A 12,052-nucleotide genomic window follows, 5' to 3' on the forward strand; every position below is an offset into this window, starting at 1 on the left:
GTGGGTAGCGCGGTCGGCAGAGTGGATCACGCGCCGGACCGGGGGTTTCGCAGAATGGCTAATGTGCAGGATTTCCTGACCTCGCTGCAGGAAGAACTCGCGCTGAACGAGGGCGATAATCGGTTCGTGCCATTGGTCCAGGAGGGGCGGGTTTCGCGAACCGTGCTAGCCGTTTTGGCGGCCGAGGAGCACCGGATCGTTGCCAGCGATTGGCGAAGCTTCCTGACCCTGGCCGGCCGCGCGCAGGGGTCGGCCGTACGGGAATTCTTCGCCGGGCTGGCGCAAGGGGAGGGCATGGCGTGGCAGGCGCTTCCGCCATTGTCCGCGGCTTTGGGGATGGACGCGGCAGCGGTTCGCAGCTACCGGCCACAGGCCGGTTGCCAGGCATATCCCGCTTATCTGGCGTGGCTGGCGTTGAACGCCGAGCCCGCGGACGTGGTCGTCGCGGTGACCGCGAACTTCGCGGCCTGGGGGAGTTACTGCGCCGCGATCGCTGAAGCGCTGCGCACCCGGTACGGGTTGGACGACGAGGCGTGCGCGTTCTTCGACTTCTTCGCTTCGCCACCACCCGACGCCGACGAAGTGGCATCGGCGGCACTGCACGAGGGCATCGAAGCCGGACTCATCACCGACGCGGCCGGCGAATACGGTCGTCTCTTTCAGAACTTCGAGCTGATGTTCTGGAACACCCTGGCGGATCAGGCTTAGGCAACACCGCGCCGCGGCGGTCGGTCGACGTGCCGGGACGGGGCACTAGCTGGCCCCGTGGGGGCGCCGATCCGCTGAACGGCCGCCCGCCCAGCCGCGCGCCTCCGGTGAGCGCATCGGCGCGGGCTGGACCACCCTGGTGGGGAGGGGACAACACCGGGAGGTCTGGATGAACGGCGGACCTGTAGTCGTGGGAGTCGATGGCTCGGCGGTCGCGCGGAATGCCGCTCGCTGGGCGGCCCGGGAAGCGTCGCGGCGCCGGTCCGGCCTGCGGATCGTCTATGCGGACGCGACCGCCCAGCCCGTGCTGGCGGGTACGCCCGGTCTGCACCTGCCGAGGGAACACCGGGTGCACATTCGCGAACAGGTTTCGCGCTGGCTGGACGCCAGTGCCGATGTCGCGCGGGAGCAGGCGCCGGACGTGCCCGTCGGCACCGCGTCCGTGCCCGGCACGGCGGAGAAGGTGCTGATCGCGGAGACCGAGAACGCCGGGCTCCTGGTGGTGGGGGATCGCGGGTTCGGCGGGTTTACGGGCCTGCTCGCCGGTTCGGTCGCGGTCAAGGCCGCCGCGCACGCGCACTGCTCGGTGGTGGTCGTGCCGGATACCGGCGAGCCGCTGACCTTCCCGGTGACCGGCCCCGTGTTGGCCGGAGTGGACGACGCCCGGTCCGCCGAGTTGGTGCTGGCGCACGCCTTCGCCGTGGCGGCGTCTTGGACGGTCCCGGTGCACGTCGTGCACACCTGGGAGGTGCTCGGGATCGACCTCAGGTGGATGCGCTCCCGGCTGCCCGAGCAGGAGGTCAACGAGAACGAAGAGCGGTTCGTCGCCGAGGCCCTGGGGGGCTGGGGCGCGCGGTATCCCGACGTCGAGGTCCAGCGGTTCGTCAGCCGCGGATCACCGACCGCGGAGCTGCTCGCCCGCGCGAAGGAAGCCCAACTCGTGGTGGTCGGAGCCCGCGGCAGGGGCGGGGTCGCGGGCGCGCACCTCGGCTCGACCAGCCACAAGTTGATCCACCACGCGCCGTGCCCGGTGCTCATCGCCCGCGACACCCCGCACTGACGCCAATTCCCTTCCGCCCCTTCCATCCCGACGGGATGTGCTGTCGTCCCGACAGGATGTGCTGTCGTCCCGACGGGATGTGCTGTCAGCTCGGCTGGGTGCGGCGCTGGTAGGCGCGGAGGTCGAAGCCGGGCTTGGTGGCCTCGTCGAACGGGACGGTTCGGCCCGCGGCGAGCAGGCGGCGGGCGGCCATGTGGTCGGACGGGCGGTTCAGCGATTCGACGGCGACCAGCTCTCCCCGCCGGAAGGCGAGCACCGAGAACTTGCCCTCGCCCGGGTCGCCGATCAAGTGGGTCCGGTCGTGACCATCCGCCAGCCCGGCGATCTGCAGCTTCAGGTCGCTCTGGTGGCTCCAGAACCAGGGGAGGCTGCGATACTCGCCGACGATTCCGCTGGTGATCTGCTTCGCCACGTGCTGCCCCTGGTCCAGGGCGTTCTGCACCGACTCCAAACGCACCGAGGAACCGGTGCGGGCGCTGGGAAAACGAGCGCAATCGCCGATCGCGAACACCGCCGGATCGCAGGTGCGGAGGGTCGCATCGACCAGGATCCCGTTGTCGGCGGCCAGCCCGCAGTCCCGCGCGAGCTCGTCACGGGGCAGCACGCCCGCTCCGATGACGACGAGATCGGCGGGGAAGGTCCGGCCGTCCGTCGTGCGGACGCCGGTCACCCGCCCGTCCCGACCGATGAACTCCGCTGCCAGATGGGCGAATCGGAGCACCACACCGCTTTCCGCGTGCGCGCGAGCGAAGTGCGCCGACATGTCGGCCGTGACCGCGCGGCCCATCAGCCGGTCGGTCGCCTCGAACACCACGACCTCGGCTCGGCCGCTGAAAGCGGCGGCGAGCTCCAAGCCGATGAAACCGCCACCGATGATCACGACCGCTTCGGTCGCCGCCATGCGGGACCGGATCTCGCGGGCATCGGCGAGATCGCGCAGCATGCACACGCCCGCCAGCTCCTCGCCGGGGATGCCCAGCCGCCGGGGCCGGGCGCCGGTAGCCAGCACCAGTCGTTCCCAACCCAGCCGACGCCCATCGCCGAAGCCGACGGTGCGGCCCTCGCGGTCGATCGCCGTTACCCGCTCGCCGGTCACCAGCTCGATCCCGTTGTCGGCGTAGAAGGACTTCGCGCGCAGAGGCAGCGCGGCCTCATCGCCTTCGAGGAACGACTTGGACAACGGCGGGCGCTGGTAGGGCAACTCGGGTTCGGCGCCGATCAGCACAACCGGCTCGGCGTAACCCTCGCGGCGCAACGCCGCCGCCGTTTGGGCGCCGGCCTGACCGGCGCCGACGATCACTGCGGTCATCGCTGCTCCGCCGGGATCCGCACGGTGCAGTCGAACATCTCGTTCTCGTCGTTGATCATCCCAGGCAGCCTATCCGCGTCGGCTGGATCGGTGTAGTCATGACCGACCGGAGCTCCCACAGAAGGCGACATCGAGACCCGGCAACATCTAGGCCCGGGGATTCAGCGCAGGGTCATCCGTGACCCGGTGTCATCCGGCTTCCGGCTGCTTGCTCGTGTTGAACCCGGCCACCAGTTCGCGCATTGCGGTGTCGAGCAGCTCGGTGAGATCGGAATCGGGCCGGTCGAGCCACTGCTCGTAGGCCGCTAGGGCGATGCCGAGCGTGGCGTGGGCGATGGCCTGCGGCGCTAGGGCGTCTTCGGGCTGACCGACGCGGGCGCCGACGAACTCGGCGATCACCTGCCGCCAGGCCCGGAACCGCAGTGTGGAGTGAGCTTGCAGCACGGGCACCCGGAGGATGAGCCGCATGCGGCGCCGGTGCGCCGGGACCTGTTCCGGGGCGACCCGGTTGAACTCGACCAGGCCGTGGCGGATCGCGTCCACCAGCGGCATCTGCGGCGGCGAGGCGCGGAAATCCGCACGCATGCGGTCGAGTTCGCGATCGAAATCGCCCCACGGAATGTCGTTCTTCGACGGGAAGTAGTGGAAGAACGTCCGGCGCGCGATGCCGGCCGCGCGGGCGATGTCGGCGATGGTCGTTTGCTCGAAGCCCTGCTCGGCGAAGAGTTCGAACGCGACCTGTTCCAGTTCGGCCGCGGTGGTCACCCGCCGCCGACCGCCGGGTCGGGAATCTGCGCCAGCAGTGTTGTGCCCCAACGAATGTCTCTCCAGGTCTTCCAAAATGCACTCGGTGCAAATACGGTGTCTCCGGTGGCCGCCGTGGCGCGGCCCGCGTCGACAAGGAGCATCGCATGGCTGACGAACAGCACGAAGTGGGCACCGTCGCCGCCGAACCGGCGATCGAAGACGAACTGCTGGTTGAAGAGGTCTCGATCGACGGGATGTGCGGGGTCTACTAGCGGTGGCCGGCGCAGCGGAGTTCGATCCGAGTCGCGGTTACCGGCTGAATCCGCAGGTCGCGTTGCGTCCCGAGCCGTTCGGGGCGCTCGCGTACCACTTCGGCAACCGCAAGCTGTCGTTCCTGAAAGTTCCCGAACTGGTCGAGTTGGTGCGCGGCCTGGACGAGCACGCCAGCGTCGAGGACGCATTGCTGGACATACCGGCCGATCGGCGGGCGCAGTTCCGGCGCGCGTTGGCCTCGCTGGCGGCCACGGACATGATCCGTCCCCGATGACCCGAGCCCCGAAGCCCCGCGCTCCCGCGCCTCGAAACCCCGAAACCCGCGCCTCGGAACGGAGTCGAAGATGACTGCTGTCGAACCGGCGCCCGTTCCCTCCCTGGTGGAGCAGTTCAAGGGCGGTCTGGACGCCCCGATCTGCTTGACCTGGGAGTGGACGTACGCCTGCAACCTGGCTTGTGAGCACTGCCTGTCGTCATCGGGGCGGCGGGATCCGCGCGAGTTGAGCACGGCGGAGATGAAGGCCGTGATCGACGAGTTGCAGCGGATGCAGGTGTTCTACGTCAACGTCGGTGGTGGCGAGCCGACGGTGCGCCCGGACTTCTGGGAGCTGCTGGACTACGCCGTCGAACATCAGGTGGGCGTGAAGTTCTCCACCAACGGCCTGCGCATCGACCCCGAGCGGGCCCGGCAACTGGCCGCCACCGACTACGTGGATGTGCAGATCTCCCTGGACGGCGCGACGCGCGAGGTCAACGACGCCGTGCGCGGGCCCGGGTCGTTCGACATGGCGATGCGGGCGCTGGAAAACCTTTCCGCGGCGGGCATGCGCGACTTCAAGATCTCGGTGGTCATGACCCGGCACAACGTCTCCCAGCTGGATGACTTCCAGGCGATCGCGAACCGGTTCGGCGCGCAGTTGCGGATCACCCGGTTGCGGCCGTCGGGGCGCGGTGCGGACGTGTGGGACGAGCTGCATCCGACGGACGCGCAGCAGCACGAGATCTACGCGTGGCTGGTGGAAAACGGCGATCAAGTGCTCACCGGCGACTCGTTCTTCCATTTGAACGCGTTGGGGTCCACGCCGCTGCCGGGGTTGAACCTGTGCGGCGCGGGCCGGGTGGTGTGCCTGATCGACCCGGTGGGCGACGTTTACGCGTGCCCGTTCGCGATCCACGACGCGTTCAAGGCCGGAAACGTCCGCGAAACCGGCGGTTTCGCCCGGGTGTGGCGCGAGTCGGAGCTGTTCGGCGAGCTGCGGCGGCCGCAGTCCGGTGGCGCGTGCCGGTCGTGTTCGGCGTTCGATGCGTGCCAGGGCGGGTGCATGGCGGCGAAGTTCTTCACCGGTCTGCCGCTGGAGGGCCCGGACCCGGAGTGTGTGAAGGGGCATGGGCAGGCCGCTTTGTCCGTTGTGGACAGATCTGGGCTGCCGACGGCCTCGCAGGACCATTCCCGGTCGTCGCGGCGGGTCGGGCTGGGCATGCCCGCGGTTCCGGCCAAGCCGTGCGACTCCAGCCCGCTGGTGAGCCAGTCGTGAGGCTGACCGACGGCGTCCGGCTGGGCGCGGTGGCGGCGCCGTCGCGGGTGCTGTTCGGGCCGCACGAGACGAACCTGGGCCGGGGACGTGGCATCTCCGAGCGGCATGTGGCCTACTACGCGGCGCGGGCGGCCGGGGGCGCCGGAGTGATCGTCACCGAGACGGCCAGCGTGCACGCCTCGGACTGGCCCTACGAACGCGCTCCGCTCGCCGCCGAATGCCGCATCGGTTGGCAGGCCGTTGCGCAGGCATGCCGGCCGCATGGTGCGGTGGTGCTCGCCGGGCTCGGACACGCTGGTTCGCAGGGATCCTCGGCGTTCTCGCAGAGCGCATTGTGGGCGCCGTCGCGGGTGCCGGACGTGGCCACCCGCGAAATGCCGATGGAGCTGGAGCAGGGTGAGATCGACGAGCTCGTAGCGGGCTTCGCCGCCGCCGCGGAATCGGCCGTGCGGGCCGGGATGCACGGTGTCGAGATCGAAGCGGGGCAGTACTCCCTGCTGCGACAGTTCCTGTCCGGACTCACCAACCAGCGCGGCGACTCCTACGGCGAGGACAAGACGCGGTTGCTTCGCGAGGTGCTGGCCGCGGTTCGCCGGGCGGTCGGCGACCGCGTGGTGGGGCTGCGGCTGTCATGCGACGAACTTGCTCCCTGGGCGGGCATCACCCCGGAGCAGGCCGCCGGCATCGTCGAGGCCGTGCTGGACGGGATCGATTACCTCGTCGTGGTGCGCGGATCCGCGATGGCGACCTCGGCGACCCAACCGGACCTGCACACCGAACCCGGCTTCAACATCGAGCTCTGCCGCCAGATCCGCGAGGTCGTGCGCGAGAAGTCCGGTGAGCGGCGGGCACTGGTGGTGCTGCAGGGCAGCGTCGTGGAGCCGCAGCAAGCGCAGCAGGCACTGGACGACGGAGTCGCGGACGTGGTGGAGATGACCCGTGCGCAGATCGCCGAGCCCCGGCTGGTCGAGTTGGTGCGTGCCGGGCATGCGGGTCGGGTCCGGCCGTGCGTGCTGTGCAACCAGAAGTGCCGAGTCCGGGACAACCGCAACCCCATCGTCTCGTGCATCGCCGAACCGTTCAGCGGGCACGAGAGCGACGCCCCGGGACGAGAGTGCACAACCACGCGCATCACCCGGCGGGAGGTGCTGGTCGTCGGCGGCGGGCCCGCCGGGCTGGAGGCGGCGCGGGTGCTGGCCGAGGGCGGGCATGAGGTGGAGATCGTCGAGAAGAATGACCGGCTCGGCGGTGCGGCGCTCTGGGCCGCGCAAGTCGGCGGGCGTGGCCGGCTGCGCCGGATCACCGACTGGCTGGAATCGGAGGTGCGCCGGCTCGGCGTGCGCGTCACCGTCGGCACCGAGGCCACCGAAGCCGACCTGCTCGCCTCCGGGCGGGAAGTGCTGGTGGCGACCGGATCGGTCCCGGGCCCGCGCCCATACGACGTGCGCGGCGGCGTCGTCATCGACGTCGCGGACCTGCTCGACCGGCATGCCGTGCCGGACGGGCCGGTGGTGGTATTCGATCCGGTCGGGGACGCTGTCGGCGTCGGCGTCGCCGAACTGCTGGCCGGGCAGGGCAAGGAGACCGCGATCGTTACCCAGGACCAGGTGGTGGGCACACAGCTGGCGCTGACCGGCGACCTGGCGGAGGCCAACGGCCGGTTGCAGCGTGCCGGGGTGCGGCTGGAGAAGCGCTCGCTGTTGCGGGAGCTCCATCCCGACCACGTGCTCCTGGAGGACACCTTCACCGCGCAGCGCCGCACCCTGCCCTGCGCCGCTTTGATCCATTGCGGACATCGACTGCCCAACTCGGATCTGGCCGAGTGGCGCCGGATCGGTGACTGTGTGGCGCCCCGGACGATCCACGAGGCGATCCTCGAAGGACGCCGCGCGGCGCACGAGATCACCGAACTGGTCGGAGGTGGTGCGCGATGACCCGCCACCTGTTCTCCCCGCTGCGCATCGGCCCGGTCACGGTGCGCAACCGCATCGTGTTTTCGGCACACCTGACCAACTACGCCCAGGACGGGCTGCCCAGCGAGCAGCACGCCGCCTACTACGCGGCGCGGGCCGCCGGTGGCGCGGGCCTGGTGATCACCGAGGAGCACTCGACGCACCCGACGGATTGGCCGTACGAGAAGCTGGTCCACGGATTTCACCGGTCGGTCGTGCCCGGCTACCGCCGGATCACCGAAGCCGTCCACGCCCACGCCGTCCCGATCTTCGCCCAGCTCAACCACAACGGCGGGCAGGCGTCGTCGATGTACTCGCGGCTTCCGGTGTGGGCGCCCTCGGCCGTGCCGGACCCGATGTTCCGGGAAGTGCCGAAGGCGATCGACGTCCACGAGATCGCCGAGGTAGTGGCCGGATACGCCACCGTCGCCGGGCACTGCGCCGAGGGCGGGTTCGACGGCGTGGAGCTCCAGTGCTCGCACTCCTCGATCGTGCGGGGATTTCTGTCCCCGGCGACGAACATGCGAACCGACGCCTACGGCGGCTCGCTGGCCAACCGCGCCCGGATATTGCTGGAGATCATCAACGCGGTGCGCGAGGCGCTGGGCCCGGACCGCGCGCTGGGCGTGCGTCTGTGCGGTGACGAGCTGATCGAAGGCGGCACCACCATCGACGAGGCCGTCGAGGTCGCGCGGATGGTGGAAGCCACCGGCAAGGTCGACTACATCAACACCTCGATCGGCGTGGCGACCTCGACCCTGTACATGATCGAGGCGTCGATGGCGATTCCGCCGGGCTATGCCCTGTTCATCTCCAACGCGATCCGCCGGGCCGTGCGATTGCCGGTGGTGGGGGTCGGGCGGATCAAGGACCCGTTGCAGGCCGAACGCGCGCTGGAGGAAGGCCACTGCGACCTGGTCGGCGTCGTGCGCGGACAGATCGCCGACCCCGACTTCGTGGCCAAGGCCCGGTCCGGGCACGGCAGCGACATCCGAACCTGCTTGTCGTGCAACCAGGAATGCGTCGGCCGGATGGGCCTCAACCGCTGGCTGGGCTGCATCGAAAACCCCCGCACCGGCCGGGAATCCGTGCCGCTGCCGATACCTCGGGCCCGCAAGAGGGTGCTCGTCGTCGGGGGCGGACCGGCGGGACTCCAGGCGGCGTCGACGGCGGCGGAGCGCGGCCACCACGTGACCCTCTTCGAACGGGAGCAGGCGACCGGCGGTCAAGTCGCGGTCGCCGCAACGATTCCCAGCCGGGCGGAATTCCTTGACGTGGTGCGAAACCTGCGCGCGGAATGCGAACGCTACGGAGTGGACATCAAAACGGGCGTGGCGGCGACAGCCGAGCTGCTGCGCGATGAGCACCCAGACGCGGTCGTGCTCGCGACCGGCGCCCGGCCGCAGCCGGTGCCCTGGGCCGGGGGCCTCGACCGGGTCGTCGACGTCCGCGATGTGCTGGAAGGCCGCACAACCCCGTCCGGCGACGTGCTGATCGTCGACGATCTCGGATTCCACCAGGCGTCCTCGGTCGCCGAGCTGCTCGCCGACCGCGGCTGCCGGGTGCGGATCTCCACCGCGGGCATGGTGGTCTGCCAGGACCTCGGCGTGACATTGGACATGGAGACCTTCAACGTCCGGGCCCACGCGAAGGGAATCGAGCAGCACACCGACGAAGTCGTGATGTCGGCGTCGGCCGGGCAGAACGGCGTCGCGCTGCAAATCCTCAAGCACACCACCGGGGAGATGACCGAAGCCCGGTTCGACTGGGTGGTGTGCGCGGCGCACCAGGCACCGGAGGATGCGCTGTGGCATGAGCTGAAGGGAGCCGCGTTCCCGGTGTATCGCGTCGGCGACTGCATCGCGCCGCGGCGTGCCCATGCCGCGGTCGTCGAAGGACATCGAGTGGCGGTGGGTCTGTGAACGGACTACCCGAGATGCTCGCCGTCGTCATCGTCCGCGACGGCGCGCTGCCCGGCGGCGCCGACGAAGTGGCGGCCGAATGCGGCGGCGCGGTCCTCGTCGTCGGGACCGGCACGCCGGAAGCGGCTCGTGCTTTCACTGCCGCGCAACGCATTTGGACGGCCGAAGTGCCGGTGATCGCGCCCGCAGCGCTGGCCGCCGCCCTGACTCCGCTGCTCAACGCGGTCGACGTCGTCGTGCTACCGGCATCACCCGACGGGCGTGACATCGCTGCCCGCTTGGCCTTCCAAAGCGAACGGCCGCTGTTCGCCGGTGCCCTCCGGTGCACGGCGCAAGACGCCGATCTGTCCAGATTGGACGATTCACTGGAAGTCCACGTCGAGTTCGACGAGCCCGTCGTGGTGACCCTCATCCCGGGGGTACGCGGAACCCCGCACCCGGTGCCGTCGCCGTTCGAGCCAGTCGAACCGGTCGAGCTGACCGTCACCCTGCCGGACGTGCTCGACGCCGAGGTCGTCAAGGTCCTGGAACCGGAACCCGAAACGGTCGAGCTGACCGAGGCGAAGCGGATCCTCGGCGGCGGAGCCGGGCTGGTGCGACCGGGGGAGGACGGCTCGGCGGTGATGCGGACCCTGACGGAAGTGGCCGCCGCCCTGGGCGCCTCCGCAGGCGCGACACGCGTGATCACCGACGCCGGCTGGGCGGGCCACGACCGCCAGATCGGCACCACCGGGGTCGTCGTCGACCCCGATCTCTACGTGGCCTTCGGCATCTCCGGAGCGACGCAGCACACCGGCGGCCTGGGACGCCCGGCGCACGTGGTGAGCGTGAACACCGACCCGTCCTGCCCGATGACCGCGATGGCCGACCTGGGCATCGTCGCCGACGCGCGCGAGGTCCTGCACGAACTGGCGCGCCGACTGAACGGAGCCGCCGATGCCTGAGAAGTCCAGTGTGGACGCCGTGGTGGTCGGCGCGGGCCCGGCCGGGGCATCCGCCGCGTTGGAGCTGGCCCGGGCGGGCCGCAGCGTGATTTTGCTGGAGCGCGGACCGTTCCCCGGCGCCAAGAACGTCTACGGCGGCGTCGTCTACGGCCGGGTGCTCGACGAAGTCCTACCCGGCTGGTGGGAAGACGCGCCGGTGCAACGGTGGGTCACCCGCCGCAGCACCATGATGATGACCCCCACCCAGGCCCTCACGATCGACTTCCGCACCGAGGACTGGGGGAACGCACCGTACAACGGGATGACCACCTACCGCGCGGACTTCGATGCTTGGCTGGCGGGCAAAGCCGTGGACGCCGGCGCGCAGCTGGTGACCTCCACGGTCGCCACCGAGCTGCTGCGCGACGCCGCCGGCCGCGTCGTCGGCGTCCGAACCGACCGGCCCGACGGCGACATCCGAGCGGAGCTGGTCATCGCCTGCGACGGAGTGAACTCGTTCCTCGCCAAGCAGGCCGGCCTGCTCCCGCAGACCGACGCCGAGCAGCACACCCTCGGCGTGAAGGAAACCCTCGCGCTGCCGCGCAAGACGATCGAGGAACGCTTCGGGCTCAGCGGCGACGACGGCGCGGACTTCGAAATCCTCGGCTGCACCGGAGACATCTCCGGCGGCGGCTTCCTTTACACCAACCGCGACACCGTCAGCGTCGGTGTGGTGCTCTCGCTGACCGGCCTCGCGAAGTCCGGACGACGGCCCGAAGAAGTGCTCGCCGACCTCAAAGCCCACCCCGCGATCGCTCCCTACCTGCGGGGCGCGGAGCTCAAGGAGTACTCCGCGCACCTGATCCCGGAAGGCGGCTACCGGAGCATGCCGCCGCTCACCACGGACGGCCTGCTGGTCGCCGGGGATGCGGCCGCGATGTGCCTGGCCGCCGGAATCTGGCTGGAAGGAGTCAACTTCGCCATCGGCTCCGGCCTGGCGGCGGGCCGGACCGCCGCCGAGGCCATCGCCACGGGCGAGACCTCCCGGCTCACCGGTTACCGCAAGCGGCTGGAGGACAACTTCGTGCTGACCGACCACAAGAACCTGCAGGGCGCTGCGCACCTGGTCCTGTCCGAGCGGGTCCAGCAGCAGTACCCCCGACTGCTCTGCGACTTCGCCCAGGAGGTCTTCACGGTCCGCAACCCGGAACCAAAACCCGGACTCGGCAAGCTGTTTCGCCGAACCGCCGCCCGGCACGGCGTCCGGCTGCGGCAACTCGCCGCGGACGCCTGGGCAGGCTTCCGGATCTTCGGCTGAGGAGCTGAACATGCGCCAGTACCCAGACATGTCGTTCGAGGACCGGATGGACACCGTCGACTTCGAGGTCGGGCAGCGCCCGCACATCACCGTGGACTCCGACATCTGCCGGTCCTGCACCACCAAGGAATGCGTCCACGCCTGCCCGGCGAAGCTGTTCGTGCCCACCGGCGACGGCGGAATCCTGTTCAACTACGAGCAGTGCTTCGAATGCGGCACCTGCTACCAGATCTGCAACAAGGCCGGCGCCATCACCTGGACCTACCCTGACGGCGGGCACGGCGTCGTGTTCCGGAAGGGCTGAC

13 protein-coding genes are annotated in these 12,052 nt (G+C 70.0%); 10 read left to right on the forward strand and 3 right to left on the reverse strand.

Features of this window, described 5'->3' with window-relative positions; genetic code table 11:
• Positions 1–54 precede the first annotated feature (54 nt).
• Complete coding sequence (locus BJ970_RS21245; RefSeq protein ID WP_184727858.1) at positions 55–708, forward strand: thiaminase II/PqqC family protein; 654 nt, start codon at positions 55–57, stop codon at positions 706–708.
• A gap of 169 nt (positions 709–877) precedes the next feature.
• Positions 878–1,768: a universal stress protein gene (locus BJ970_RS21250; protein ID WP_184727859.1), complete on the forward strand. Its 891-nt coding sequence runs from the start codon at positions 878–880 to the stop codon at positions 1,766–1,768.
• Between the two features lie 85 nt (positions 1,769–1,853).
• On the opposite strand, the gene BJ970_RS21255 is transcribed toward BJ970_RS21250, so the two are convergent.
• Genes BJ970_RS21255 through mftR form a run of 3 tightly spaced genes read right to left on the reverse strand, consistent with a single transcriptional unit; the run spans position 1,854 to position 3,842 of the window.
• Entirely contained in the window at positions 1,854–3,077 is a 1,224-nt protein-coding gene (locus tag BJ970_RS21255; protein ID WP_184727860.1) for an NAD(P)/FAD-dependent oxidoreductase, read from the reverse strand.
• Complete coding sequence (locus BJ970_RS38940) at positions 3,074–3,208, reverse strand: hypothetical protein (protein WP_281399464.1); 135 nt, start codon at positions 3,206–3,208, stop codon at positions 3,074–3,076. Before BJ970_RS38940 ends, BJ970_RS21255 begins: the two co-directional genes overlap by 4 nt.
• A 58-nt stretch (positions 3,209–3,266) precedes the next feature.
• On the reverse strand, positions 3,267–3,842 hold the full coding sequence (gene mftR, locus BJ970_RS21260) for a mycofactocin system transcriptional regulator MftR (protein WP_184727861.1): 576 nt from the start codon (positions 3,840–3,842) through the stop codon (positions 3,267–3,269).
• A 146-nt stretch (positions 3,843–3,988) separates the two neighbouring features.
• Between mftR and mftA the strand changes: the two genes are divergently transcribed.
• The 8 genes from mftA (at position 3,989) to BJ970_RS21300 (ending at position 12,051) form a co-directional block, all read left to right on the forward strand.
• Positions 3,989–4,096 (forward strand): mycofactocin precursor MftA, encoded by a 108-nt coding sequence (gene mftA / locus BJ970_RS21265; protein ID WP_184727862.1) that lies wholly within the window; start codon positions 3,989–3,991, stop codon positions 4,094–4,096.
• Positions 4,097–4,098: 2 nt separating this feature from the next.
• Positions 4,099–4,371 (forward strand): mycofactocin biosynthesis chaperone MftB, encoded by a 273-nt coding sequence (mftB, locus tag BJ970_RS21270; protein WP_312864343.1) that lies wholly within the window; start codon positions 4,099–4,101, stop codon positions 4,369–4,371.
• A 70-nt stretch (positions 4,372–4,441) separates the two neighbouring features.
• The gene (gene mftC, locus BJ970_RS21275; protein ID WP_184727864.1) at positions 4,442–5,632 is read left to right on the forward strand and encodes a mycofactocin radical SAM maturase; all 1,191 of its coding nucleotides are present in this window, start codon (positions 4,442–4,444) and stop codon (positions 5,630–5,632) included.
• Entirely contained in the window at positions 5,629–7,566 is a 1,938-nt protein-coding gene (locus BJ970_RS21280) for a mycofactocin system FadH/OYE family oxidoreductase 1 (RefSeq protein ID WP_184727865.1), read from the forward strand. Before mftC ends, BJ970_RS21280 begins: the two co-directional genes overlap by 4 nt.
• The gene (locus tag BJ970_RS21285; RefSeq protein WP_184727866.1) at positions 7,563–9,506 is read left to right on the forward strand and encodes a mycofactocin system FadH/OYE family oxidoreductase 2; all 1,944 of its coding nucleotides are present in this window, start codon (positions 7,563–7,565) and stop codon (positions 9,504–9,506) included. Before BJ970_RS21280 ends, BJ970_RS21285 begins: the two co-directional genes overlap by 4 nt.
• Positions 9,503–10,450 (forward strand): mycofactocin-associated electron transfer flavoprotein alpha subunit, encoded by a 948-nt coding sequence (locus tag BJ970_RS21290; RefSeq protein WP_184727867.1) that lies wholly within the window; start codon positions 9,503–9,505, stop codon positions 10,448–10,450. The genes BJ970_RS21285 and BJ970_RS21290 overlap by 4 nt, the downstream gene beginning before the upstream one ends.
• A complete protein-coding gene (locus BJ970_RS21295; RefSeq protein ID WP_184727868.1) occupies positions 10,443–11,747 on the forward strand; it encodes an FAD-dependent oxidoreductase in 1,305 nt (434 codons plus the stop codon). The genes BJ970_RS21290 and BJ970_RS21295 overlap by 8 nt, the downstream gene beginning before the upstream one ends.
• 10 nt (positions 11,748–11,757) lie before the next feature.
• On the forward strand, positions 11,758–12,051 hold the full coding sequence (locus tag BJ970_RS21300) for a ferredoxin family protein (protein WP_184727869.1): 294 nt from the start codon (positions 11,758–11,760) through the stop codon (positions 12,049–12,051).
• Position 12,052: the final 1 nt, after the last annotated feature.

The sequence above is a fragment of the Saccharopolyspora phatthalungensis genome (assembly GCF_014203395.1).
Lineage (GTDB): Bacteria > Actinomycetota > Actinomycetes > Mycobacteriales > Pseudonocardiaceae > Saccharopolyspora > Saccharopolyspora phatthalungensis.

Coding starts and splice junctions, on each gene's coding strand:
- BJ970_RS21245 (WP_184727858.1), top strand. CDS start 55: ATGGCTAATGTGCAGGATTTCCTGACCTCGCTGCAGGAAGAACTCGCG.
- BJ970_RS21250 (WP_184727859.1), top strand. CDS start 878: ATGAACGGCGGACCTGTAGTCGTGGGAGTCGATGGCTCGGCGGTCGCG.
- BJ970_RS21255 (WP_184727860.1), bottom strand. CDS start 3,077: ATGACCGCAGTGATCGTCGGCGCCGGTCAGGCCGGCGCCCAAACGGCG.
- BJ970_RS38940 (WP_281399464.1), bottom strand. CDS start 3,208: ATGTCGCCTTCTGTGGGAGCTCCGGTCGGTCATGACTACACCGATCCA.
- mftA (WP_184727862.1), top strand. CDS start 3,989: ATGGCTGACGAACAGCACGAAGTGGGCACCGTCGCCGCCGAACCGGCG.
- mftC (WP_184727864.1), top strand. CDS start 4,442: ATGACTGCTGTCGAACCGGCGCCCGTTCCCTCCCTGGTGGAGCAGTTC.
- BJ970_RS21285 (WP_184727866.1), top strand. CDS start 7,563: ATGACCCGCCACCTGTTCTCCCCGCTGCGCATCGGCCCGGTCACGGTG.
- BJ970_RS21295 (WP_184727868.1), top strand. CDS start 10,443: ATGCCTGAGAAGTCCAGTGTGGACGCCGTGGTGGTCGGCGCGGGCCCG.
- BJ970_RS21300 (WP_184727869.1), top strand. CDS start 11,758: ATGCGCCAGTACCCAGACATGTCGTTCGAGGACCGGATGGACACCGTC.